The organism is Longimicrobium sp., assembly GCF_036399255.1.
Lineage (GTDB): Bacteria > Gemmatimonadota > Gemmatimonadetes > Longimicrobiales > Longimicrobiaceae > Longimicrobium.
In genome coordinates, this window is record NZ_DASWNM010000142.1 from 73,369 (window position 1) to 97,966 (window position 24,598).

Below are 24,598 nucleotides of genomic sequence, written 5' to 3' on the forward strand. Positions count from 1 at the left end.
AGTGCCGGAGCGGTGCGGCGGGGCACCAGCGGCAGACAGTAGATTTCTCAGTCGGCGCGCCGGATTTCGTGCGAGCCGATGGTGCGGTGTGGCGCCTCCTTCGAAATGACAGACCGGCGCGAGCGCAGGGATTCTTAAACACATTCTAAGGGGCTGGCTACCAGAATCCCGAGAGTAGATTCCTCAGTCGCGCGCCCGGTCTGGCGGTTGGAGAGGGTTCAGCGCGGCGCTCCTTCGGAATGACAGATCCGGGCGAGGGGGCAAGGCGGGAAGGTTACGCCCGATACGGCTCCAGCACGGCTTCGACTTCGCCGCGAAGCCAGTCGTCGAGGGTGCCGGAGCGGTAGACGGCCCAGGTGGAAAGCGCGCCGGTGTAGGCCGTCTGCACGGTACGCGACAGGTCGTCGGGGTCGCACTCCGCCAGCTCGCCCGCCTCCACGGCTTCGTCCAGCAGCGCGCGGATCTCCGCCAGCATGGTGCGGGCGTGCCGCAGCGCGTGGGCGTGAAAGCCGTCTTCGTCCAGGTGCATCTGCTCGAACGCCAGCAGGTTCGCCAGCGCCTCCGGCGTATCCACCTCGTGCGCAATGCTGGCCAGCGCGTGCAGAAGCGCGTCGAGCGACGAGGCGTGCAGCTCGCGCGCGGCGGCGAACCGGCCGGGGACGCCGGATGCGCGGTGCTCCGCCAGCGCCAGCAGCAGCCCGCCCTTGGAGCCGAACCGCTGCACCAGCCCCGCCGGAGAAAGTCCCGCCTCCTCGCCGATGTCGCCCAGCGTAAAACGCCCGGAGCCCACCCGCGAGATTACGCGGGCCGCCGCCGTGAGGATCTCTTCGTCCGACGTGCTGCGGGGCCGCGGAGACATGCGCGCACTTTCGTGAATGTGTGTTCATTTACAATCGTGCACAGATGCGGACACGTCAAGCATCTGGTGAGCCGATCGGCAGCGAAGGCTGCAAATCGGCTGAAGCGTCAGGCGCCACTCTCCGTCGAGGCCGCGGCGGCCATCTGGTCCAGCAGCGCCAGGCGGAACGGGTCCTTGTCGGGAAGTGCGGCGCGGGCGCGCTGGATGCGCTCCGCGGCGCCGGCCCGGTCGCCCTCCGCCAGCGCGACGGCGGCCTCGGCGCGCAGGCGGTCGAACGGCTTTACGGCGGGTGCCTTTTCCGGAACCTCCGCCAGGTACGCGCGCGCCGCCGCCGCATCGCGGGTCACGAAGCCGTCGAAGAACGCCGCCTCCGCCATCAGCGCCGGCACGAACGGCTGCGGATACTGGTCCGCCAGCTCCAGCGCCCGGTGCAGCGCCTGCCGCGCGCGGTCGGTGTCGCCGCGGTCCAGGTAGTGGCTGTACGCAAGCAGCCACGCCGAGCACTCGTCCGGTCCACCGTCGCGCAGCGCGGTCACGGCGCGCACCGTTTCCTCGGGCCAGTCGCGCGGCGCCGTTTCCGCCATCGACAGGGCCACCAGCGTCATGATCGCCGCCTGCCGCTGTGCATCCGGGCCGCCCCGCGCCAGCCGCAGAAGCTGCGCCCCGTCCGACGCAAAGCCGCTGAACCGCATGGGCACCAGCGTCACCAGGCCCACCCCGCCAGACATGATCACCAGTACGCCCAGCAGCAGCCGCGCCAGCGGCGCCCCGTCCGCCATGGGCCCGGCCAGCGCGGCCGCCCCGGCCAGCAGAAAGCTGGTGCCCGGCCCGCCCGCCACCATCAGCGCCATCCGCCTGCCCAGCGCGTCAGTCCCCGTGGGCATCATCGCCGCGATGCCGCCGTACAGCGATCCGTCGCGGTTCAGCCCCACGCGCACGCGGTCCGCGGCGTTGCGCTCCACGCGCAGCGGGCCCGCCACCAGCAGGTGAAAGCGAAAGCGGCCCATCCACCCGCCCGCCACGTGCCCGGCCTCGTGCGCCAGGATGGCCAGCCACGCCGCGGCAAGGGCGGTCAGCATCACCACCACCGTGGTCCACGGGCCGTACGCGGCGCGGAGCGCGGCCTTGCCGCCGAGCCCCGTGACGCCCCCGCCCAGCAGGCGGATGGCGCCCGCGGCCAGCAGCGCGCCCACGACACCGCCGGCCATGCCGGTCAGCAGGGCGCGCCAGGCGGACTTCTTTGCGGGCTTGCGGATGATGGGCGGCCGCGGGACGGGACGGGCGGCATCGATGCTCAGGTCCATCGGAACATCCAGGTAGAACGGGGCGGAACTCTGATTCGGATCGGCGGAATTCTACGATGCGCGGGCGCGGAGGTTTCGTCCAGCGGGTGCCGGCGCGCTTGACGGTCGCGGTGTGCGCGGCCTATATCTTCCGGCGAAATCCGGCCCCGGCCCAGAACCGCTCGGAGAGCACCATGGCGAACGTCCCGCAGGACCTCAAGTACACCAAAGAGCACGAGTACCTCAAGCCCGCGGGTGAGGACGGCGTCTTCTACGTCGGCATCACCGACTACGCGCAGGGCGAGCTGGGCGACATCGTGTTCGTGGAGCTGCCCAGCGCGGGCGCCACGTACGACGCGCACCAGACGTTCGGCACCATCGAGGCGGTAAAGGCGGTCTCGGACCTCTACATGCCCGTCGCGGGCGAGGTGGTGGAGGCCAACGCCGCGCTGGACGCCAACCCCGCCGTGGTGAACAGCGATCCGTACGGCGAGGGGTGGATGATCAAGGTGCGCGTCACCGACGCCGCGTCGCTCGACGGCCTGCTGGACGCCGCCGCCTACGAGGCGCTGATCGGCTGAGAAAGGCAGTGCGTGAGTGCGGAAGTGCGTGAGTGCGGGAGCAGCTCTTTCCCGCGCCGTGTGCTTTTCCACTGACGCACTCACGCACTAACGCACTCACGCACTCTTCTCATGGCGATCCTTACCTGGCACGGACACTCCTGCTTTACGCTGGAGCACGACGGCACGCGCATCCTCATCGATCCCTGGATCGACGAGAACCCCATGGCCGACATCAAGAGCGGCGACGTCGGCAAGATCGACTTCATCCTGGTCTCGCACGGCCACGCGGACCACTTCGCGGACTGCATCAAGATCGCCAAGGCCACCGACGCCACCGTCATCTCCACCTTCGAGCTCGTGGCGTTCTGCCAGAAGCAGGGCGTAAAGAACGGGCACGGGATGAACATCGGCGGCGCGTACCTCTTTCCCTTCGGCCGGGTAAAGCTCACGCCGGCGGTGCACACCGGCAGCATCGACGGCGACGACGAGGGCGCGTTCACCACCGACTGCTGCGGGTTCCTCATCAGCCTGGACGGCGGGCCCACCATCTACCACGCGGGCGACACGGCGCTCATCACCGACATGCAGCTGCTGCAGGGCCGCGTGGACGTGGCCATCCTCCCCATCGGCGACAACTTCACCATGGGACCCGAGGATGCGGCCCGCGCCGTGGAGATGATCCAGCCCGAGATCGTCATCCCCATGCACTACAACACCTTCCCGGTCATCGAGCAGGACCCCGCGGGCTTCCGCGAGATGGTCGGCGAGTCGGCCCGGGTGGAGATCATGCAGCCCGGCGGCACCTTCGAGGCCTGACGCCGCACCCGGCCCGGTCGACGGCTCTTCCGCCCTCCGCCTGCACTCCAGGCGGAGGGCGGATTCGTTTCGTCCGGCGCCGGCGGGTGAGGGGCCGCGTGGCAGGGCCATTGCACACGGGCCGCGCGCATGGGAAGTTGAGGGAGTCCAGAAACGGAGGGAGCGGTACGATGCGGATGAACATCGCGAAGCTTGGGGCCGTCCTGCTGCTGGCCGGCGCCGCGGCGTGCGGAGGCGGCGGCGAGAACGAGGGCGATCCGGCGGACGTGCCGGGCGTGGACGCCTCGGGCACGGCGGACACCGAGATCTTTACCGACAGCCCCGACACCACCGGGGTGCCCGTCGCCGGCCAGGGCGGCACCATGGCCGACAGCACCGCAACGGGCAGCGGCGGCGCGATGAGTGGTGGCGGGGCGACCGGCGGCACCACGGGCGGCAGTGTCGGGAACGGCGGCGCGCAGGGCGGCGGCGCAAACGTCGGAAACGGCGGAGCGCCCGGCCAGACCACCACGCCCTGACGCACGGGGCCCCGCCTCCACGCGCGCGACATTCACCAGGAGATTCAGACGATGGTGGGACTCATCCTGCAGTCGCGCGCGCTGGAGGCGGGGTACGCGCTGGCGGCCGCCGCGGCCTGCGCGGTGGTCATGTGGAAGTCGATCGAATACATCGTCACCACACGCCGCAACAGCCGCGAGCGAAACCAGGGATCCGATCCCGAGGCGTGACGGGATACGAGTCGCCCGCCCCCGCCGTCCCCCTCGCGGAGCTTGCCGCCCGCATCGGCGACGTGGTGGATGCGGGCGCCTTTCCCGATGATCCGCCGCTGGTCTACGTCCCCTCTCCGCGCCCGGTCGCGCGCCTCGGGTTTGCGCTGGAGCCCGCGCCGGACCTGGCCGCGTGGGTGGATGCGCAGCATCTCGACGCGCTCTTTCTGCACCGGCCGTGGGGCGTGGAGGATGCGGGGCTCCCGCCCGACATCGGCACCCTGGCCTCCCACGCCGCCTTCGACCACCGCCTGACCATCGGCGCCAACCCCGGCCTGCTCTTCGCGCTTGAGATGCACGACGTGCGGCCGCTCGGCGGCGGCGCGGACGGGGCGCCGGGGATGGTGGGCTCGATCGGCATGGCGGAGCCCGCCGCGTGGATCGCGCGCTTCGAGGCGATGTTCGGCGGCGTGGAAGAAGTGGTGCAGGGCGACGCCGCGCCCATCCGCCGCATCGCCGCCGTCGGCGCGATGACCGACGCGCTGGTGCGCGAGGCCGCGGCGCTGGGCGCGGACCTGTACCTCACCGGCCAGATCCGCCACCCCGCGCGCCCGGCACTCGCCGAAACGCGGATGGCCGCGGTCGCAATCGGCCACCGGCGCATCGAGGAGTACGGGCTGCGGCTGCTGGCCGACGCGCTCGCCTCCGCCTTCCCCGGCCGCCTGTCGACCGTCTTCCATCCCTGACGGCGCAGTCCGTGCCTCACCCTCCCGCACCACCGCCCACGCCCCTCCCGGAGAGCCCGATGGAGCCACAAGACCACACGGCGCGCGAGCGGGCCCTGCGCCGGCTGGATTCGCTGGGCTACGTGCTCGACAACTCCATCCCCATCCCCGGCACCGGCAGGCGCTTCGGGCTGGACGCGGTGATCGGGCTGATTCCCGGCGTGGGCGACGCGACGGGCGCGGTGATGTCGGCGTACATCGTGGTGCAGGCGGCGCGGCTGGGGGCGCCGGCCTCGTCGCTCGTGCGGATGCTGCTGAACGTGGGGATCGAGGCGCTGGTGGGCGCCATCCCCTTCGTGGGCGACCTGTTCGATGCGTGGTTCAAGGCCAACGCGCGCAACGTGGCCCTGCTGCGCGGCGAGCTGGACCGTCCCGGCAGCACCCGCCGCTCCAGCACCGCCGTGGTGGTCGCCGTCGTCATTGCGCTCGTCGTGATCCTGGGCGCCATGGGCTGGCTGGCGTTCTCCCTGTTCCGCGCGCTCTGGCAGGCGATCACCTGAACGCAGGCGATCGCTGCGCGCACCTGCTGGATGAGAAGAGTTGTCATTCCGAGGCCCGGCCGCGCTGCAATCGGACGATCACGCCGCGGATTGCAGGGCCGAGGAATCTAATGTCGGCTCGCGCGAGGCCGGACGCGGCAGCGCACGCCATCGCCGCGGCGGCGAAACAGCAAGACAGGGCCAGTGTGGGGGCATCGCGGCAGGCCACGAAGTGGCGGACAGTAGATTCCTCGGTCGCGCACCGGGTTCCGTGGTCAGGCCAGGTGCCGGGTGTGCGCTCCCCTCGGAATGACAGATTGGGGGAGAGCAGGCTTTTCTTGTACTCCAGCGGCACTCCGCGCACCTGCTGGACGAAGGGGATTGTCATTCCGAGGCCCGGCCGCGCCGCAATCGGACGATCACGCCGCGGGTTGCAGGGCCGAGGAATCTACTGTCGGCTCGCGTGAGGCAGGACGCGGCAGCCCACGCCATTGCCGCGGCGGCGAAACAGCGCGACAGGGCCAGTGTGGGGGCTTCGCGGCGGGCCACGAAGAGGCGGAGAGTAGATTCCTTGGTCGCGCGCCGGGTTCGTGGTCAGGCTAGGTGCCGGGTGTGCGCTCCCTCGGAATGACAGATTGAGGGGGACCGGCTTTCCAGTCCGGGAGCGCACCACGTGCAGCCGAACGCTGCACAATCGCCTGCGCGCGACCGAGAATCTCGTCCGCATCGGCAAGGGGCCGGCTTCCGCGCACGGAAGCCAGCCCCTCGGTTCTGCCGGCGAGATCCTTCGGTCGGCGCCACAGCCCATCGTGCCGGCGGGCCGCGGAGCGGCGCCTCCCTCAGGAAGTCAATTGCGGCAAGAGGTTCAGCGACTCAGGAGTCAGCGGCTGGAGCCGCCGGCCGGGGGCATGGGGTCGCTGCGGTCGCCGGGGCGGTTCTCCATCCCGCCGGAACGGCTGCTGTTCATGGCGTCCTCGCGCCCCGCCTGGCCAGGACTGTCGAACACCTCGCGCTGGGTGATCTGCCCGCCGTCCGCCCGCTCCCGCTCGGTCACCGGCCCGCCGCGCAGCCCCTCATCCCCCTGCGTGCCTTCGCGCTCCACGCCCCCGCCCCGCATCCCCTCGCGCTCGGCCGGCGCCTCGTCCAGCCCCCGCTCCACGCTGCCGGGATTCACGTCGCTCTGGCTCTCGCGGTCCTGCATGTCCGCCTCCGTGTGCGTGATGATCGGCCCCCTCAAGGGGTCGCCACCCGTCGCAAGCGGCAGGCCGCGGAAGCCCCAGCATCACCGTGTTACCATCATGGGAAAACTACATCCTTGACAGCCGCGGAACCGCCCGTTACCATTTTGGTAATCCGAAGGCAGGTCGTGGCGGAGGAGATGGAAAAGCGAGCAGATGCGGATCATCACCGAAACGCGACTGACGGCGTTCTGGACGGAGCATCCCGATGCGGAAATCCCGCTGAAGGCCTGGCGGCGCCTGATCCACGCGGCGCGGTACAGAACGCCGCACGACGTGCGCGCGGACTTCCCCACCGCCGACTTTCTGGGCAACGGCTTGACCGTGTTCGATATTGGAGGCAACAAGTACCGGCTGGTGGTCACCATGCGGTACGACCTGCAGCGAGTCTACACCCGCTCCGTGCTCACCCATGCCGAGTACGACCGCAGAAGCAGGACCGGCGACCTGTAGGCGCCGCGTCAGAGACGACAACGAGGGTGGCTCGATGAAGACGGTGCTCGACTGTCCCACACCGCACGTGCTGCGCAGCAGGGATGAATACGATGCCGCGGTGGCGGAGATCGACCGGCTCGTCGACATCCATCCCCAGCCCCCCAGCCCCGGCTACGACCGGCTGGAGCTGCTGTCGCTGCTGGTGGAGGACTACGAGGCGCGCCACCACCCCATCGACGACAGCGGCCTCACCCCGCAGGACATGGTGGACTTCGTCCTGGAGCAGCGGGGGATGACGCGCGCCGAGCTCGCGCCGCTGATGGGCGGGCGCAGCCGCGTGTCGGACTTCTTCAACGGCCGGCGCGCGCTCTCCCGGGGGCAGATCGAGGCGCTGAGATCGCACCTGCACATTCCCGCGGATTTCTTGTTCTAGGTACCCGCTCGTATGGGGCCAGCGCTGTGCACTTTTATGTCCACTTTGCTTCGGCAAGGCGGACGGTGCCGCCCGGCAACCGGCGCCGCGCCGGTCCATCTCCGGGGTTCGCTCCACCGCACGTCTTCCCTCCCCGCATTCCCGCCGATCCGCCCGGGAGGTGGCACATCGGCCGCGGACGCTGTATCTATGTAGGCTGATTCCACCCGCGAGCAAACCGGAAGCACAAGGCATTGGCAACTCCCTGGATGCGGTTTGACCGCGACCTGTGGCGCGACCGCGCGCGCGAGGGCTGGACGCGCCTGCGCGGCGCCTGGCACGACCGGCAGGAGCGCAAGATCGTCATCGGCCTGGCGGCGCTGTCGCTGGGGTCGTGCGGCACCGGCGGAATGGTGGCCGCGTGGACGCGCGCGTGCGCCGGCACCTGCCCCACCGCCGAGAGCATCGAGAGCTTTGCCCCGCGGCAGGCCAGCCTGGTGCTGGACGCCCGCGGCGGCGTGCTGGGCCAGTTCTACCGCGAGCGCCGCACCGTCATCGACATCGACAGCCTGCCGGCGCACGTGCCCATGGCGTTCGTGGCCATCGAGGACAAGCGCTTCTTCGAGCACGAGGGCGTGGACCCGGTGCGCATCATCGCCGCGGTGCGCGACAACGTGATCAAGGGGTGGGGCGGGCCCGGCGGCAGCACCATCAGCATGCAGCTGGCCCGCAACCTGTTTCCGCAGCAGCTCCCCGCCAGCGAGACCTCCGTGCGCCGCAAGGTGGCCGAGATCAAGCTGGCCATGCAGATGGAGCGGCGCTTCGAAAAGCGGAAGATCCTGGAGCTCTATCTCAACCACATCTACCTGGGCGCCGGCGCGTACGGGGTAGAGGCGGCGGCGCGCAGCTACTTCGGCAAGCCGGCGCGGCAGCTGAGCTACCTCGAGGCGGCCACGCTGGCCGGCCTTCCGCAGGCCCCCAGCGCCTACGACCCGCGCCGGCACCCCGAGCGCGCCGAGCGGCGGCGCAACGTGGTGCTGGAGGCCATGGCGCGCGAGGGCGTCATCACCCGCGCGCAGGCCGAAGAGGGGAAGCGGACGCCGCTGGCCCTGTCGCCCCCCGGCGGCGCGCGCGGGGCCCCGTACTTCGTCGAGGCCGTGCGGCGCGAGCTGGAGGCCCGCTTCGGCGAGCTGCTGTACACCGGCGGGCTGCGCATTCACACCGCCATCGACCCCGTGCTGCAGCGCACGGCCGAGCAGGGGCTCGAAGAGCACCTGCGCCGCATCGAGGCCGGCACCTACGGCGGCTTTCGCGGCCCCAGCTACCAGCAGTTCACCGCCGGCCTCAAGCCCGGCCAGGCGGTCACCCACACGCCGTACCTGCAGGGGATCGTCGTGGCCCTGGACCCCGCCACGGGGCTGGTGCGGGCCCTGGTAGGCGGGCGCGACTTCCAGCAGTCGCAGTTCAACCGCGCCACGCAGGCGCTGCGGCAGCCGGGCTCGGCCTTCAAGCCGTTCGTCTACGCGGCGGCGCTGGAAAACGGCCGCGCCCCCTCGTCCGGCATCTCGGACGGGCCGCTGTCCATCAGCGTCGGCAGCGAGGTGTGGTCGCCCAAGAACTACGACGGCAGCTACGGGGGATGGACGTCGCTGCGGTCGGCGCTGCGCAACTCGCGCAACCTGGCCACCATTCGCCTGGGGCGCGAGACGGGGATCGAAAAGGTGCGCGACCTGGCCCGCCGCACGGGGCTGGGCACGCGCATCCCCGGCTACCCGTCCAGCTACATCGGCTCGGGCGGCGTGTACCCGCTGGACATGATGGCCGCGTACGCGTCGTTCTCCAACGGCGGCTGGCGGGTGGAGCCGCAGTTCGTGGCGCGGGTGGAAAACCACCGCGGCGAGCTGCTGTGGGCGCCGGCCCCGCCGCCGCAGCGCGCGGTGGAGCCCGGCATCGCCTGGATCCTGACCGACATGCTGCGCGAGGTGGTGGACCGCGGCACCGGCTACCTGGTGCGCGACCCCTCCGTGGGCGGCCTGTCGTACGACGTGCCCGCGGCGGGAAAGACGGGGACCACCAACGACGCAACCGACGTGTGGTTCGTGGGATACACGCCGGACCTGCTGGCGGGGGTGTGGCTGGGCTTCGACAACCCGCGCCCCATTGGATCGGGGGCCACGGGGGGAACACTTGCCGTGCCGGTGTGGGCCCGTGTTATGCGTACCGCATACGCCAACCGCAAGCCGCCCGCGCCCTGGACCCGTCCGCCGGACGTGGTGACGCGGCGGGTGAGCGGGCGGACGGTGTACGCCGAAGGGTGCGGCGGTGGCACGCCCGACTACTTCGCGGCCAGGCACGTGCCCGAGGCGTCGTGCCCGCAGCCCCGGGCGGCCCCGCAGTTCGTGGACCCCACCCCGGAGCTTCCCGGACGGCCGGTCTTCCCGGGGCAGGCGCGCGAGCCGCGCCCCGAAGACTTCATCACCCCGGACGAGCGGCGGTGACACACACATAGATCAGGACCGGGACGAGTAGATGAAGCGCAAGCTGCTGATCGCACTGTCGATCCTTCTCGGCCTGGGCCTGACCGCGTTCGGCTGGCTCTGGTTTGGCCCCTGCGGCCTGGGCGGATGCGCCCCCGTGAGCCAGCTTGAGCAGTTCCAGGCGGAGGGCTCGCAGCTCTTCGACCGGCACGGCAAGCCCTTCGGCACCCTGGCGACCGTCAACCGGCGCGTCGTCCCCCTCGATTCGCTTCCCGAGTACCTTCCCCAGGCCGTGCTGGCGGTGGAGGACCGCCGCTTCTACGACCACGGCGGGGTGGACTGGCGCCGCTTCATGGGCGCCCTGCTGCGCAACGTGCGCGCGGGCGGCGTGGAAGAGGGCGGCAGCACCATCACCATGCAGCTGGCGCGCAACCTGTTCCCCGAAAAGCTGGACTACCGCGACCGCTCCATCCGCCGCAAGGTGCTGGAGGTGCGCGTGGCGCGGCAGATCGAGCGCGCGCTGGACAAGCGCAAGATCATGGAGCTGTACCTGAACCACATCTACCTGGGCGAGGGCGCCTACGGGGTGGATGCGGCGGCGCAGACCTACTTCGGCAAGCCGGCCACGCGGCTCACCCTGGCCGAGGCGGCGCTCATCGGCGGGCTGCCGCAGTCGCCGTCGCGCATCAACCCGCGCGAAAACCGGCAGGCGGCCCGCACCCGGCGCAACCTGGTGCTGCGCGAGATGGCCAAGGCGGGGTTCATCACGCCCGAGCAGGCGCGCGAGGCCACCGAGTCCCCCATCCGCCTGGCCCGCCGCACCGACAGCGGCACGGGGCGGGGCTCGTACTTTACCGAGCGGGTGCGGCGCGAGCTGGAAGAGCGGGTGGGACCGGAGTTCTACACCTCCGGCCTCCGCGTGTACACCACGCTTGACCCGGCGGCCCAGCGGGCGGCGGAGGAAGAGATCGCAAAGCAGGCCGACGCCATCGAGGCGGGCGGCTTCGGCGCGTACCGGCACCCGACGTGGCCCGAGGCCAAGGGCGAGACGGAGGAGGGCGCCACCACCTACCTGCAGGGCGCGGCGGTGGTGATGGAGGTGCGCACCGGGGCCGTGCGCGCGCTGGTCAGCGGGCGGGACTACGAGGACAGCAAGTTCGACCGGGTGTGGCAGGGGATGCGGCAGCCCGGCTCGGCCTTCAAGCCGTTCGTCTACCTGACGGCGCTGGAGCGCAGCGTTCCCCCCACGCGAAAGATCCAGGACGCCCCCGTGCGTCTCGTGCTTTCCGGCGGCGAGGTGTGGTCGCCGCGCAACTACACCGGGCGGTACGACGGGCCCATCACCGTGCGCGAGGCGCTGACGCGCTCCAAGAACACGGTGACGGTGCAGCTGGCGCAGGAGATGGGGATGTCGTCGGTCATCCAGACGGCGCGGGAGATGGGGATCACCACCCCCATCCCCAACGTTCCCTCCACGGCGCTGGGCTCGGCCGAGGTGCGGCCCATCGAGCTGGTGCGGGCGTACGCCGCGCTGGCCAGCGGCGGATGGCTGCCGGAGCCGCACGTCATCGAGCGCATCGAGGACCGCCACGGCGAGGTCATCTACCGCGCCGAGCCCCAGCGCGACCGGGTGATCGACCCGGCCGCGGCGTTCGTGCTCACCACCATGCTGCGCGACGTGGTGGACCGGGGCACGGGAACGCCGGTGCGGGCGGCGGGCTTTCGCGGCCCCGCGGCGGGAAAGACGGGGACCACCAACGGGGCCACCGACATCTGGTTCGTGGGGTACACGCCGGAGCTGGTGGGCGCCGTCTGGTTCGGGCTGGACCGTCCGCAGACCATCGTCCGCGAGGCGTCGGGCGGCACCATCGCGGCGCCGGTGTGGGGGCGCATCATGTCGCGCATCGGCGGCCGCGGGGGCGACTTCGCGGAGCCGCGCGGGGTGGTGACCGAGACGGTGGACCGGGCCACGGGGTACGTGGTGGACCCCGCCTGCCCGCCGCAGGGCGAGACGTACACCGAGTACTTCGTCCACGTGCGCCCGCCGCGCCCGGTCTGCTACCCGGGGAACCAGTACCCGGCGATGGCCTTCGACACCGTGTTTTCGGACGAGGAGCTGGGGGCGTACAGCTACGAGGCCTACGACCCCGACACGGTGGGCACGGGCGACCTGCGCAGCAAGGGGATCGACTGGCCGGAGCTGGAAGAGCGCCGCCGCCAGGGCGAGGCCCAGGGCCGCCCGCTTCCCGGCAGCGTGAACACGGATCCCACGACCGGCGCCCGCCCGCCGGTCGGCGGAACGCTTCCACCCCAGCAGCAGCCGCAGCGGCCCCCACCCCAGCAGCAGCCGCAGCGCCCGCCGCCGCAGCAGCCGCCACCCTCGCAGCCCACGCCGGAGCCGGAGCCCGCCGAGCCGGAGCCGGCGGAACCGGAGCCTCCGCTGCTGGGCGAGCCCGTCACGCCGCCCCCGCCCGACAGCACCGGGGCGCGAGCCGGCTCCCGGGGCTGAGGCGGACTCCGCAAAAGACAGGATCACCCAGAGGGAGCAGAGGACGCAGAGAAACGACTCCGCTTCCTCTGCTTCCTCGTGATCCCGGACCCGGGAAAACAAAGACCCTCGATCGTTCTTTTTCAGGATCTGGTTTGATACGGCTCTTTCACCGGGGGACGGGGTGAAACTCCCGGCGTGCTACGGGGTTGTAGACGGGCGCCGCGCTCCGACCGGGGGCGCGGCGCCTCGTTGCCGGAGGGTCCGGCACGCTTCCGAATCCAGAGGGGGTGGGTCGCTTGGCGGGTTCCATTCGGCGGGTTGCGGCGGTGGCCGCCGTCGTCTTGATGATGCCGCTGGCCGCGGCGGCGCAGGCGCGTCCCGCGGCCACCGAAGTGCCCGGCGCGCGCGCCAAGCCCCAGGCGCGCGAGTCGGTCATCAACTGGTACGGCGAGCTGCAGAGCATCAGCACGCACCTGCAGCGCGTGCACGACCGCGCCCTGCAGGACGCCGAGCTGCTGCGCGCCCGTACCCAGTTCATGGCGGCGGTGCAGCGCGCCATGGACGCGGCCGACCCCGAGCTTCCGCGCCTTGCCGCGCGCGTGCAGCGCATTCCCGCCGAGATCACCGCCGCCCGCCGCCGCGGCGACGCCGAGCGCCTGCCCGCGCTGGAGCGGGAGCTGGCGCAGATCCAGGCCCGCTTCATCCGCGCGCGCTCCGACGCGCTGCGCCAGCCCGACATCGCGCGGCAGGCGCGCGCGTACGAAGAGCGCCTGCGCCGGCGGATGATCCAGATCGAGCCGCTTACCGAAAACCTGCTTTCCCGCAGCGGCCAGCTGCAGCAGCTGATCCAGTCTTCCCTCCCCCAGCGCCACGACGAAGACTGATCCGCGCCCTCGATGATGATTGAATGAAGACGGCCTCCACCCTCGCGAGTGGAGGCCGCGTATCATTTCACCCGGAAAAGCGGGGGAGTACAGAGGGGCAGAAAAAAGCCAGAGGAGCAGAGAAGGCCGATTTTCTCTGTTCCTCTGCCTGTTCTCTGCTCCTCTGTACTTTCGATGTCGTTTTTTCGAACTTGAGATGAGATCGAGGCAGCGCGTCGTGTCAGCTGTCTGTCACCGCATCTCGTCCAGGATCTCGCCGATCACGCCCAGCGCGTGGTCCGCCTGCGCGTCCGTCAGCACGAACGGGGGCGAGAGCGAAAGGACGCTGCCGTGGATGCCGCCGCCCAGCAGCAGCACCCCGCGCCGCAGCCCCTCCACCACCAGCCGCCCCGCCAGCTCCGGCGCCGGCTCGCGCGTTCCGCGGTCGCGCACCATCTCCATCCCGATCAGCATCCCCCGCCCGCGCACCTCGCCCACGTTGGGGTGGCCGGCCGCGATGTCGATCAGCCGGCCCATCATCCGTGCCCCCAGCGACGCAGAACGCTCCACCAGCCGCTCGTCGCGCAGCACGGACATGGACGCCAGCGCCGCCGCGCATCCCACCGGGTGGCCCAGGAAGGTGGACGTGTGCAGCGCCTCGCCGGTGGACCGCGGCCAGGCATCCATCACCGCCTCCGTGCCGATGCAGGCCGCGAACGGAAAGCCGCCGGTGAGCCCCTTGCCCACCATCATCACGTCCGGCACCACGCCCCAGTGCTCGCACGCGAACCACCGTCCCGTGCGCCCGAAGCCGGTGTAGATCTCGTCCAGCATCAGCAGCAGCCCGCGCTCGTCGCAGATGCGGCGCAGGCCGGGAAGAAAGCCGTCGGGCGGCACCACGTCGCCGCCGCGGGCCTGGATGGGCTCCACCAGGATGGCGCCGATCCCCTCGGACGCGGAGCCGGGCGTATCCAGCGTGTGCTCGATGAGCCGCAGCGTGGCCGCGCACACCTCCTCGGGGTCGCGCCCGAACGGCGAGCGGTACGGGTAGGGATAGGGGACGAAGACGGCGGCGGAGCCCAGCTGCGCCGCGAACGGCGCGCGAAAGTCCTCGCGCCCGCTGACGGAGAGCGCGCGATAGGTAAGCCCGTGGTAGCCGCCGTGAAAGGCCAGCACCCGCGGCTTTCCGGTCGCGAGCATCGCCGTCTTGAGCGCGGCCTCCACCGCCTCCGCGCCGGAGCTGGCCAGGATGCTCCGGGTCAGCCCCCCCGGCGCCACCTGGGCCAGGGCGCGCAGCAGCTCCACCTTGACCGCCGGGGGGTGCACGTCGCCCATGCCGTGCAGCAGGCGCGCGGACTGGCGCTGGATGGCCTCCACGATGCGCGGATGCGCGTGCCCCGGCCCCGCCACGGCAAAGGCGGCGGTCAGGTCCACGAACACGTTGCCGTCCACGTCGCGCACGTTGGCGCCGCGCGCCTCATCCCAGAACACCGGAAAGTCGTCCGCCAGGTACGTGACGTTGGGCGACTCCCAGCGCGCCAGCTCCGCCGCCAGCGCGCGCGAGCGCGGCCCGGGCGGCGGGACGGCGAGGGACGGCAGGGCGGTTCCGGTCAGCGGGGACACGAGTGCGTGAGTGCGTGAGTGCGTGAGTGCGTGAGTGCGTGAGTGCGTGAGTGCGTGAGTGCGTGAGTGCGTGAGTGCGTGAGTGCGTGAGTGCGTGAGTGCGTGAGCAGAGGAGTTTGCGTCGGCGGGACGAGCGGGGCAAGCCGGCGAACAGAAAAAGGACGGGCGCCGCGGAAGTCCGCGGCGCCCGCCTGTGTCTCCTGTACGGCACCTTCCGCCACACGCCGCACCCCCCCTCGCGACGATCCCGTGCAGGCTATTCCCTATTCCCTGTTCCCTATTCCCTAGATTCCCTATTCCCTCATCTCCGCGGGCCGGCGCAGCTTCTGGGCAAGGTCGGCGATCAGCAGCTGGGTAAAGGCCAGCGGCACCAAGCGGCCCGCGTCGCCCTCGTCCCCCTGGTACATGCCGTAGCTGGCGGAGGCGTACGTCTCGGGGAACCGCTCCTGCCCCCACGCGTCCACCACCTCCTGCGGCAGGGTGCTGTCGATGCGCACGATCAGCTCGCCGCCGTCCGCCTCTTCCAGCGCGCCGTGGCTGCCCAGCCGCGCGGCGATGCCGTTGCCGCGCACCGCGTCGGCGGCGGCGCGGCGCAGGGTGAGCGTGGTGCGCACCTCGCTGTCGGGCGCGTCCCACTCGGGCACCTCGTAGCGCACCACCAGGTCGGCGCGGTCCGCCTGCGGCAGCACGTAGATCTTGCTGTCGACCAGGTGCCGGGCAATGCTCTTGAGCACCTCGGCCTCGCTGTAGCCGCGCGACTTGGTGTCGCGGCGCAGCTTCCAGCGAAACAGCAGCTCGGGCTCGGGATACAGAAAAGCGGCCAGGTCGTACGACGACCGCATCTCCTCGGTGGGAAAGCCCAGCAGCCCGCGCACGATCACCACCTCTTCGGGCTCCAGCAGGCGCAGGGGGCCAAAGGTGCCGTCAGTGTGGTCGTAGCTGCGGTTGCGCACCGGGCGCCCGCGGCGCAGCAGGTTCAGGTGCTCCTGCACCAGCGACAGGTTGTGCACCATGGGGTTCAGCGCGGTGAGCCCCAGCTCCTGGCGCTCGGCGCGCGAGTAGCGGTGGTAGTCGTCCAGCTCCAGCGTGGTCACGCGCGCGGGGCCGATGAGCTCGCGGACGCCGCGCGCCACGGTGCTCTTGCCGCTCCCCGAATCGCCGATGATCCCCAGCACGAAGGGGTGGTGGCGCGGCGCGTCGCCCTGCTCGTCAGACATGCGCACTGTTCCGGGCCATGAACGAACCTCCGGATGATAGAGGGTGGGCGTACATCATAGCGGGGCGGCGTTCGGCGCGCGAGAGTTGAGAAAATAGCAGGCGTTCCCCGTGCGTGCACGCGGAAGTGAACGGCCCGTTCGGCGCGGTCCACGAACCCCCGATGTCGCCAGACGTTGGGTTGGATGCGCGGGACGGGCGGATGGATGCGTGGGGGGTGGCAGAGGGGTCCGGAACGAGTCGCCGTGGGCGGGATTGCATCCCGCCCACGGCGATGGTCATCCTGCGCTGCGTCGCGACACTAACAGCACACTAACAGCACTGGGTGTCGTCGCAGTTGGTGGCACAATCCGACGCGCAGAAGGTGTAGTCGAACGATCCCGAGCAGCCGTACGGGTGGCAGGTCTGGGAGCACTCCACGAAGCTCTCGCAGTGGCCGCAGGTGTAGATGCATCCCGTTCCTTCGTGCCCGCTGTGTCCCTGCACCGTCCCGCGCTCATCGCTCTCCTTCGTCGTGTCGAAGCTCTCGACCGACAGGTCTTCCAGGCGCAGCTTCTTCATGAGGTGCTCCTTTGGAAAGGAAGGGTGGGATGGGCGGATCCTCCGTGGCGCGCTGCCGCCGGCCGGCTCCGCCCCGCAAGCGCAGCCAGCCGGACGGCCGCCTGCGCATGATGAAGACCCCCCCGGCTGCCCGGGGCGAGCTTGCACGAAGAAAGAGAAGAAAGAACGGGCACGGTCGCGTTCCGTCCAGCGGTGCCGCATAATCATCGTGAACGCGCGCGCTGTCCGTCCCGCCCCGATTGTGCAAGAAGGGACAAACACCCCGGATTGTGACACGCCCCTCACACGCTTCCGTCATGTCATCCTACTGCGACGCCGCGCCCGGGCATCCGTTCCATGGGCCGTATCACGAGCACGAGTACGGGTTTCCCCTGCGCGGCGACGCCGAGCTGCTGGAGCGGCTGGCGCTGGAGATCAACCAGGCCGGGCTCTCGTGGCTGACGATCCTGAAAAAGAAGGACGCCTTTCACCGCGCCTTCGACGGCTTCGACGTGGACCGGGTGGCGGCGTACGGGGACGAGGAGCGCGCGCGGCTGCTGGCGGACGCCGGCATCGTCCGCAACCGGCTCAAGGTGGACGCGGTGATCCAGAACGCGCGCCGCATCCAGCAGCTGCGGGGGGAGCATGGATCGTTCGCGGGATGGCTGGATGCGCACCACCCGCGCGAAAAGGCGGAGTGGATCAGGCTGTTCAAGAAGACCTTCCGCTTTACCGGCGGCGAGATCGTGGGCGAGTTCCTGATGTCGCTGGGCTACCTCCCCGGCGCCCACAAGCCCGAGTGCCCCGTCTATCCCCGCGTCCTCGCCGCCGGCCCGCCGTGGGCGCGGAATGCGCCCGGCTGAGCACTTCGCGTCCGCGGATCCCGGGATGCCTCAGAGGGTGTTGCCAAACCTCTCAGCGTGATTGACTTCCTGAGGGAGGCGCCGCGCTGTAACTCGCTTGTACACTGCACCTTGGCGCCGACCGAAGGACCTCGCCAGCAGAACGACGGGGCTGGTTCCGTGCCCTGATCTGGCCCCTGCGCCGCCGGGACGAGGTCCTTCGGTCGCGCGCAACCTGTAGTGTGACTTCTGGTTACACGTGGTGCGCTCCCTCAGGAAGTCACCGCTTCGTTATGGATTCGAGGTTTAGCGACACCCTCTCACACGGAGTCAACGAAGTCAACGGAGGGCAAGTACTCCGTTAACTCCGTTGGCTCCGTGTGAGGCCCGGTTCTTCCGTGTGAGGCCCGGTTCTTTTGAGGATTTCGGTACGAAGCGAGGCCGCCCCGGCGTACCGGGGCGGCCTCGTCGTCCCTCGAAAGGGCGAACGGCGCTCAGTCCAGCGGGGCGCGTCCGGCGCCGGCGCGGCGCGCGCGGAACTTGTCGTACGCCATCAGGCCCAGCGGAACCGCCCAGGTGGCGGCCTCCACCATCCGCACGCCGCGCGCGGCCCGCGGGCTGCGGCGGCCCATCCGGTTCATCGCCCAGGTGGCGGCGCCCATCATCGCCATGCTTTTCATGTTCCGGCGCCCCGGCACCAGCATCCGCATCAGACCGTTCATCGCAGTTCCCTCCGGTTGTCGGCTAAGTGCCTGTGAGCCTGCGTGTTGTGCAATGTCCGGGCCGTGCTCCGGCATCCCCGCTCTGGCCGCCGCCCCGCCGCCGCGCTACTCTGTGCACCCATTCCGGACCTTGATCCCGCACGACCTGAAAATCGCATGAACGACAGGGCCGTCGAACCGTTCAACTGGCGCACCTGGCACGCCGTCCTCGTCATCGGCGTGCTGGCGCTGTTCCTGTTCAGCATCAAGAGCATCCTCAATCCCTTCATCCTCTTTCTGCTGCTGCTGTTCCTGGTGCAGCCGTACTCCGGCACGCGCTACCACGTGATGCTGGTGAGCACGGCCGCGCTGCTCACCTTTGTCTGGGTGCTCGACACCACCGGGTTCCTGCTGGCGCCGTTCGTCCTGGCGCTGGTGCTGGCGTACATCCAGCACCCGCTGATCGCGCGGATGGAAAAGCGCGGCGTCTCGCGGCTGGCCGCCACGCTGATCCTGGCGCTTCCCGCCATCGGGGTGATCTGCCTGATCCTCTTCGTGGGCATTCCGGCCCTGAGCGCGCAGATCGCCGACTTCATCCGCGGCACCCCGCAGCTGCTGCAGACGGCCACCACGCGGCTGGAGCAGTGGCAGGCGCAGCTGCAGACCCGCGACCTGCCCTGGCTCGACGAGCAGGCGGTGCTGGAGCGCATGCGCTCCGTGCAGCCCGAGGCGGTGATGGCGTGGATGCAGCAGCGGCAGGAAGCCATCGCCCGCGGCGTGTGGAGCGGGCTGCTGGGCGTGGGCGCGGGGGTGGGCGCGGTGCTCAGCCTGTTGAGCTACGTGTTCCTTACGCCCATCATCACCTTTTACCTGCTGCGCGACTGGCGCAGCATCCTTCTGAAGTTCAGGGAGCTGGTGCCCGGGCCGTACCGTGACCGCGTGGTGGGTTTTGCGTCGGAATACGACCGGCTGCTCGCGCGCTACCTGCGCGGCCAGGTGCTGGCGGCCGCCATCGTGGGCGTGCTCACCTGGATCGGCTTCTGGATCGCCGGCTTTCCCTATGCGCTGCTGCTGGGCGCCATCGCCGGCGTCTTCAACATCATCCCGTACATGGGGCTGGTGGCCAGCCTGATCCCCGCGCTGGTGATCGCGCTGTTCTCCGCCAATCCGCTGGTGGCGCTGCTCAAGATCGCCGCCGTCTTTGCCGTGGTGCAGGTGCTGGACTCGTCCGTCATCGGCCCGCGGGTGGTGGGCGAGGCGGTGGGGCTGCACCCCGTGTGGGTGCTGCTGGCGCTGGCGGTGTCGGGCTACTTCTTCGGCTTCGTGGGGCTGCTGATCGCCGTGCCGCTGGCCGTGCTGGTAAAGCTGCTGCTGGGATACGCGCTTACCCGGTACCGCGGCAGCAGCCTGTTTCGCGGCGAGCAGCCGCTGGTGGTGGATTGATGGAAGGTGCGGGAGTGCGCCGGAAGTGCGTGAGTGCGTGAGTGCGTGAGTGCGTGAGTGCGTGAGTGCGTGAGTGCGGAAGTGCGGAAGTGCGGAAGTGCGGGGTTGCGTTCCCATTTTGCAGGTGCACGCGAACCTGGCGCAAGGACGGGTCAGTGGCGCCGGAGGGGTTTGCTACGCTTGGGGATCATCTCAGGCACCGCCGGATACTGCTAGGACTGACTCTTGATGCGGCAGGTGCGGCTGTAGGTGTGGACGGGAAGAAATTCAGCCATTGGGAACGTCTCTCCGTTCGGCGGCCGCGGGGGTGCAATTGGTCGGCAGTGACAACGTTCTTAGGGTACGATCCACGCTTAGCCGCGTGAAGGTCGACCACTACGACATAGGCGAGGCGGGAGCGAAATGCTCCCGCCTTTTCTTTGCCCTTGGGAGAGCCCCCGGTTTTTGTGACGTTCTGTACACCCCCAAAGGGCGGGTAAATCGGACTTACCTCACGGGGTTGATCACCCCTGTGATTGCTGCCTTAACCCCTTCTTCCCCCCAGGCAGCACTACCCGCCCTGCTGCTTGCCCCTGCACTCTCGCACTCATCGTTTCCGTTTGAGGGAGCGGGTCAGTAGATCGCGGATGCGCTCCCGCATCGAAGCATCATCCGACGACGGTTCGTTGATCCGCACGTTCACCTTGTACCCTGAAACTACCTCACCTGAGGGTTTGTCTTCTGCCCATGATCGGATCAGCTGCGGCAGATCCTCAGGCGCTGTAAAGAGGAGGCGACTTAGCTCTGAGGCTGCAAGAACTTTCCGCACCGCCGCTTCAGCTCGTTTAAGCTTCTTTCCATCCGGACTCGTCAGCACCACGACATCAAACCCGGCAGCAAGGCACTTCTGGAGATTTGCCACCTCGTGTTCAGTCGGTGTTGTCACCGTGACCTGTACCGCTGCCCTAAAGCCTTCCCGCTCAAGCACTACATCGACCCGGCCGACTCCATCGAGGATCGGAACTTCGATGCTGACCCGGAGGTTTTCTGCGTGGCCGAACCCCTTAACAAGATTCTGCAGATACCGATGCTCCTGACCTCCAGCGCCCGGTAAGCTCGGCGGCAGCTTTACAGGGGGCGGCGGCGCTGCTGGCTCTGGCGCTCGGGGATGTGCTTTCGGTTCAGCAACGGGCGGGCGAGTGTCGGCTGGCGGTGTTTCTGCCGCATCGCGTGCAGGTTCATTCTCCGAAAGCTCTACCGCATGCTGTGCTCGGGAAGCATCGATGATGTTGCGAAGCGTTTCGCGCCCTGAGGCCGGGTCAACTTCAGCAGCAGCAAGTGTTTTCAAGTTGAAATCATACTCTGCCCGCTCGACCCGAACGACTGCTTCACCTGTTGAGAGATTGAGGAGATCGGCCGCTTCAAAATGCGAGAAGCCGGAGGATAGCGCTTTAGCGTCGCTGTCGCTTGCGCGAAAAACGATGCGGGTTGCCGCACTTAGGGCTGCATCGGCCAACTCGTCTGACTTTCCGCTCAACTGCGATAGCTGCTGGTGAGCGAGTGTGAGGCCCAAGGCATACTTACGCACCCCGGTCAGAAGATCGGCAACAGAGGGAGTGACGAAGTGCTGGAACTCGTCCAAGAACACGAAGAACGGCACACGGTCAGAACTCGCGGTGTCCTGACGGGAGAGCGCTGCCTGTTGCAGCTTGGAAACGATCAACGCGCCTAGGAGATAGCTGTTCTCAGCGCCGATTGCCCCTTGAGACAGCTTGCAAAGCAGGATGCCGCGACTATCCATCACCTTCCGGAAATCGACGCTTCCTCGGGTTTGAGATACCATGCGCCGGATGAGCTTCGGGCGCAGGAAGGCATCAAGGCGCGTGAGTATCGGCGCCTGCGGTTTGCCTGACAGCAGGGGAAACTCGCGCTGCCAGTAGTAGACGATCTCCGGATCCCGGACTGAACGCAGAAACTCGGCACGATACTCTTTCTCGACCAGGAAGCGCCGCAGCTCAGGCAGCGCACCCCCAACATCGCTTTCCAGGAATGCGAGGATAGCGTTTGCAAGCACCGCGTTCATCTGATCGCCCCAGCTCGTTGAGAGCCGGCGAAAGACGGCAACCAGGTCTGAGGCAAGGAGCGTTCGTTCCAGATCGCTACTTGCCGAGAGGATATTTAGGGGGATCGGGTACTGCTCATCTGTGGGGTCAACCAGGAGAACGTCCCCGATGCGGCTTTCCGGCAGTCGCATGCAGACGGCATCCACCAGGTCGCCGTGCGGATCAAGCACTGCGACCCCGTGTCCGGCCTCTATGTCTTGAAGGATGAGGTTTAGGAGGAGCGTAGATTTCCCGGTTCCCGTCCCGCCGATGATGTAGGTATGGCGGAGCCGCAGGGAGAGCGGGACCGAGATCTCTGTTTCAACTCCATCGTGCCTGTTCGTGCCCAGGAGCGCTCCATCGGCGCGCATGAACGCTGGGGCGGGGTGACTCCGCCGCTGCTTTCGGACGAATCGCGGCGCCAGAACTTTCTCACCCGGCAGGTGGACGAGAGTTGCCAGTTCCTCAGCGTTGAGGAGCATTCCCGTGCGATGCGCCGTCCGCTGGATCAGGTCTTCTTCTTGTGCGTCAGCTGACCAATCCGCGCCGTCGAGCGCGATCAGCTCGTTTGTGCCTGTCACTGAGTGAGGAGCGAATGCCCCCAGGACCGATCGAAGCAGCTGTATACGTCGCGGATGCCCTGCAGCTTTCACAGCGATGCGCGGGCGCACGGCAAAAAGCGGTTTGCTGACCTTGCGTTTGGCGGCTTCCGCCAAGCCCTCTCCAAGCAGCGTCAGCGGTTCACCATCGTTTCCGTGCACCGAGGTGAGGATGCTTTGAGGCCACGGAGCTTTCGCCGCGGTGAATAGCACCTGGAGAATACCGACCTCATCCTCTTCAAGCCGGCCGAGCGCGGTTATGGCTGCGGCAAGCGGATCAAGGGCGTGCAGCCGGAGAGAGGGGAGCGGTCGCATGAACTCTTTGGAGAGCCCAAGATCGACTACGAGCCCATCGTGCGGCGAATCGTACCAGCATTCGGCAAGCGTGACATCATCGAGCACCAGTGCAGCGTCCGGCGCAAAGGCAGCCAGGCGCGCGCTCAGGTGCTCTGCATCACCCTCCGCGCAGGCAAGGATGAGCCAGACACCATCGAGGGTCGCTACTAGCTCGAAGCTGACTGGATGCAGACAGAAGCGGAAGGAAGCAAGAAGTTGCTCTGCTGCCTCTACCCGCAGATTGAAGTCTTTAGGGAGAAGGACCGTAAACTCGGTTATGCCTCCCGTGTCCCGCGCTTCCTGAATCGGGTGTTCAGGCGGGTCGAGTGCTTCAACGAGCCCTGCGGAAAGGGAGGGGAGCGGTTGGAAGGAATGCCGCGCGTCGTCAGGTACCGGCGCGCGGATGACGGTGTGGGACAGGAACGGGCGGAATGGGGGCTCAAGTTCCACCGGATGCGGGAACACGAGCCACCCCCGCCCGCGCAGCTCAAACCTGCGGAACTGCGTAATCAGCTGGTCGGCGAAAGAGCCGTAGGGGAGCCCCACCGCAGAGCGCCTATCTCGCGGCGTATATCTCTCGCATGACCGGCCGGCGCAGTGTATCGGGGATCCGGGAGCCCGTAAGGGTGGTCATCTCGTCGATTTCGGCAAGCACCGCGTTGTGCACCAGCGCATGGAACATGGCTGCCGAATCAACCCGGAAGTACGTCACAGGCGCGAAGAAATGCAGCAGGGAGCGAGCGAACCAGCCGATGAAGGGCACGGGAGCGAGCATTTCAAGAATGCCGTCGCGCGAGTTGGAAAGCCACGACGACACAAAAAAGCTGTTGCCCACGGGGGCCGCGCAGAGGTCGAAAATGTAGTCGCCCCGACGAATACGCAGATAGTCGCGTTTCTCGGTGTGAATACCCCCTTCGTGCCAGGCCACGACTTTGATGTGCAGCCCTGACAGGTTCTCCTCTTCCAGCCTTGAGCGCACCCGGTCGTAGAACTCGCGCGGCGTGCAGCGCACCCCTTCAAGCGATTGATGCCAGTGCGATAGCGAGTCATCGACAGACTGCTTATCCGTGCGGATGACGACGGCGATCAACAACACTACCACAATGCAGAAGACGATGAAGTAAATCATAGCGACCTCAGGAAGAATGAAAGGTGGTGAATGAAGCGGATCACAAACGTCTAGTGCGACAACCTTCTTCTGTCAACAAAAAAAGCATGAGGCCCCGCTCGGAGCCTCATGCCTGAAATCCCACACCGCGCTGCAGCCGATGATCCCGTTACGGGTAGATGCTGCTGCTTGGGAAGCGTGCTTGAATGTCGCGGTGAATGGCGGGCAGGCGCGAGCACTGGAAAGCTTCATAGCCAGGGCGGTGCCCTTCCTGTTCAATGCTCCACCGGCCGTTGCGACGAGTGATGTTTGCGACTTCTTCGGCGGCTGTAAGCCAGTTGTTCGCGTAGCATCCGCTACCATCTTCGCGGGTACACTGTAGCGACCGCCTCAGATCGAAGACCGCCTGGACTTTGCCCGTCCACTCGACCGGCTGGGGATTTACGCCGTTAAGCCGGTCCGCCTCGGATATGCTCCTGGCAGGTATGTAGCGTGAGCTGACCACTTCAAACGAAGGAAACGATCTCGCCATGTGGATGGTGCTGCTACCGCGCTTCTGATCCTGCCTTATTCACCCCAAACCGGATCCGTGAGTCATAGCTAGAAAAAACCCATGTCGCATCTTCTTGGGTTGCAGTAAGATGGGTGGTGTCGAAGCAACCATCCGTCCACAAGCCCGTGAATCTACGACATGGGTGACTC

The 24,598-nt window shown here is 68.4% G+C and carries 23 protein-coding genes; 14 read left to right on the forward strand and 9 right to left on the reverse strand.

Annotated features, from left to right (window positions below; translation table 11 throughout):
• Positions 1-274 precede the first annotated feature (274 nt).
• Positions 275-859: a TetR/AcrR family transcriptional regulator gene (locus VGC13_RS27080; RefSeq protein ID WP_331128450.1), complete on the reverse strand. Its 585-nt coding sequence runs from the start codon at positions 857-859 to the stop codon at positions 275-277.
• A gap of 107 nt (positions 860-966) precedes the next feature.
• Complete coding sequence (locus VGC13_RS27085) at positions 967-2,163, reverse strand: hypothetical protein (RefSeq protein WP_331128451.1); 1,197 nt, start codon at positions 2,161-2,163, stop codon at positions 967-969.
• Between the two features lie 173 nt (positions 2,164-2,336).
• On the opposite strand from VGC13_RS27085, the gene gcvH reads away from it, so the two are divergent.
• The 6 genes from gcvH to VGC13_RS27115 all read left to right on the forward strand — a co-directional run bounded on the left by gcvH (position 2,337) and on the right by VGC13_RS27115 (position 5,513).
• On the forward strand, positions 2,337-2,723 hold the full coding sequence (gcvH, locus tag VGC13_RS27090) for a glycine cleavage system protein GcvH (protein ID WP_331128452.1): 387 nt from the start codon (positions 2,337-2,339) through the stop codon (positions 2,721-2,723).
• Positions 2,724-2,834: 111 nt separating this feature from the next.
• Positions 2,835-3,521 carry a metal-dependent hydrolase gene (locus VGC13_RS27095; RefSeq protein ID WP_331128453.1) on the forward strand — a complete coding sequence of 229 codons (687 nt, stop codon included), beginning with the start codon at positions 2,835-2,837 and terminating at the stop codon, positions 3,519-3,521.
• Between the two features lie 170 nt (positions 3,522-3,691).
• Positions 3,692-4,039: a hypothetical protein gene (locus VGC13_RS27100; RefSeq protein ID WP_331128454.1), complete on the forward strand. Its 348-nt coding sequence runs from the start codon at positions 3,692-3,694 to the stop codon at positions 4,037-4,039.
• A gap of 51 nt (positions 4,040-4,090) precedes the next feature.
• Positions 4,091-4,249 (forward strand): hypothetical protein, encoded by a 159-nt coding sequence (locus tag VGC13_RS27105; protein ID WP_331128455.1) that lies wholly within the window; start codon positions 4,091-4,093, stop codon positions 4,247-4,249.
• The gene (locus VGC13_RS27110) at positions 4,246-4,974 is read left to right on the forward strand and encodes a Nif3-like dinuclear metal center hexameric protein (RefSeq protein WP_331128456.1); all 729 of its coding nucleotides are present in this window, start codon (positions 4,246-4,248) and stop codon (positions 4,972-4,974) included. Before VGC13_RS27105 ends, VGC13_RS27110 begins: the two co-directional genes overlap by 4 nt.
• Positions 4,975-5,033: 59 nt before the next feature.
• Positions 5,034-5,513, forward strand: coding sequence for a DUF4112 domain-containing protein (locus VGC13_RS27115; RefSeq protein WP_331128457.1), 480 nt, complete (start codon positions 5,034-5,036; stop codon positions 5,511-5,513).
• 859 nt (positions 5,514-6,372) lie between these two features.
• On the opposite strand, the gene VGC13_RS27120 is transcribed toward VGC13_RS27115, so the two are convergent.
• Positions 6,373-6,693: a hypothetical protein gene (locus VGC13_RS27120; protein WP_331128458.1), complete on the reverse strand. Its 321-nt coding sequence runs from the start codon at positions 6,691-6,693 to the stop codon at positions 6,373-6,375.
• Positions 6,694-6,886: 193 nt separating this feature from the next.
• Here VGC13_RS27120 and VGC13_RS27125 point away from each other — a divergent pair, with 193 nt between their 5' ends.
• From VGC13_RS27125 to VGC13_RS27145, 5 genes are all read left to right on the forward strand, one after another.
• Positions 6,887-7,183, forward strand: coding sequence for a type II toxin-antitoxin system HigB family toxin (locus VGC13_RS27125; RefSeq protein ID WP_331128459.1), 297 nt, complete (start codon positions 6,887-6,889; stop codon positions 7,181-7,183).
• A gap of 34 nt (positions 7,184-7,217) precedes the next feature.
• On the forward strand, positions 7,218-7,598 hold the full coding sequence (locus VGC13_RS27130) for a helix-turn-helix domain-containing protein (protein ID WP_331128460.1): 381 nt from the start codon (positions 7,218-7,220) through the stop codon (positions 7,596-7,598).
• 248 nt (positions 7,599-7,846) lie between these two features.
• Positions 7,847-10,075: a PBP1A family penicillin-binding protein gene (locus tag VGC13_RS27135; RefSeq protein ID WP_331128461.1), complete on the forward strand. Its 2,229-nt coding sequence runs from the start codon at positions 7,847-7,849 to the stop codon at positions 10,073-10,075.
• Positions 10,076-10,106: 31 nt separating this feature from the next.
• Entirely contained in the window at positions 10,107-12,563 is a 2,457-nt protein-coding gene (locus VGC13_RS27140) for a PBP1A family penicillin-binding protein (protein WP_331128462.1), read from the forward strand.
• Positions 12,564-12,841: 278 nt separating this feature from the next.
• Positions 12,842-13,429: a hypothetical protein gene (locus tag VGC13_RS27145; RefSeq protein ID WP_331128463.1), complete on the forward strand. Its 588-nt coding sequence runs from the start codon at positions 12,842-12,844 to the stop codon at positions 13,427-13,429.
• 231 nt (positions 13,430-13,660) lie between these two features.
• Here VGC13_RS27145 and VGC13_RS27150 read toward each other — a convergent pair whose 3' ends face one another.
• The 3 genes from VGC13_RS27150 to VGC13_RS27160 form a co-directional block, all read right to left on the reverse strand.
• Positions 13,661-15,031 (reverse strand): aspartate aminotransferase family protein, encoded by a 1,371-nt coding sequence (locus VGC13_RS27150; protein ID WP_331128464.1) that lies wholly within the window; start codon positions 15,029-15,031, stop codon positions 13,661-13,663.
• Positions 15,032-15,324: 293 nt separating this feature from the next.
• Complete coding sequence (locus VGC13_RS27155; protein WP_331128465.1) at positions 15,325-16,248, reverse strand: hypothetical protein; 924 nt, start codon at positions 16,246-16,248, stop codon at positions 15,325-15,327.
• A 310-nt stretch (positions 16,249-16,558) separates the two neighbouring features.
• Positions 16,559-16,807 carry a pinensin family lanthipeptide gene (locus VGC13_RS27160; protein ID WP_331128466.1) on the reverse strand — a complete coding sequence of 83 codons (249 nt, stop codon included), beginning with the start codon at positions 16,805-16,807 and terminating at the stop codon, positions 16,559-16,561.
• A 296-nt stretch (positions 16,808-17,103) separates the two neighbouring features.
• Between VGC13_RS27160 and VGC13_RS27165 the strand changes: the two genes are divergently transcribed.
• On the forward strand, positions 17,104-17,649 hold the full coding sequence (locus VGC13_RS27165) for a DNA-3-methyladenine glycosylase I (RefSeq protein ID WP_331128467.1): 546 nt from the start codon (positions 17,104-17,106) through the stop codon (positions 17,647-17,649).
• 473 nt (positions 17,650-18,122) lie between these two features.
• On the opposite strand, the gene VGC13_RS27170 is transcribed toward VGC13_RS27165, so the two are convergent.
• Positions 18,123-18,350 (reverse strand): hypothetical protein, encoded by a 228-nt coding sequence (locus tag VGC13_RS27170; protein WP_331128468.1) that lies wholly within the window; start codon positions 18,348-18,350, stop codon positions 18,123-18,125.
• A gap of 156 nt (positions 18,351-18,506) precedes the next feature.
• On the opposite strand from VGC13_RS27170, the gene VGC13_RS27175 reads away from it, so the two are divergent.
• Together VGC13_RS27175 and VGC13_RS33735 are read left to right on the forward strand one after the other, a co-directional pair.
• Positions 18,507-19,772, forward strand: a complete 1,266-nt coding sequence (locus VGC13_RS27175) for an AI-2E family transporter (RefSeq protein ID WP_331128469.1) — start codon at positions 18,507-18,509, stop codon at positions 19,770-19,772.
• Between the two features lie 155 nt (positions 19,773-19,927).
• Positions 19,928-20,137: a helix-turn-helix domain-containing protein gene (locus VGC13_RS33735; RefSeq protein WP_414683020.1), complete on the forward strand. Its 210-nt coding sequence runs from the start codon at positions 19,928-19,930 to the stop codon at positions 20,135-20,137.
• 221 nt (positions 20,138-20,358) lie between these two features.
• On the opposite strand, the gene VGC13_RS27180 is transcribed toward VGC13_RS33735, so the two are convergent.
• Both VGC13_RS27180 and VGC13_RS27185 read right to left on the reverse strand, forming a co-directional pair.
• Positions 20,359-23,334: a type IV secretory system conjugative DNA transfer family protein gene (locus VGC13_RS27180; protein ID WP_331128470.1), complete on the reverse strand. Its 2,976-nt coding sequence runs from the start codon at positions 23,332-23,334 to the stop codon at positions 20,359-20,361.
• 10 nt (positions 23,335-23,344) lie between these two features.
• Positions 23,345-23,917, reverse strand: a complete 573-nt coding sequence (locus VGC13_RS27185) for a hypothetical protein (RefSeq protein WP_331128471.1) — start codon at positions 23,915-23,917, stop codon at positions 23,345-23,347.
• Between the last annotated feature and the right edge of the window lie 681 nt (positions 23,918-24,598).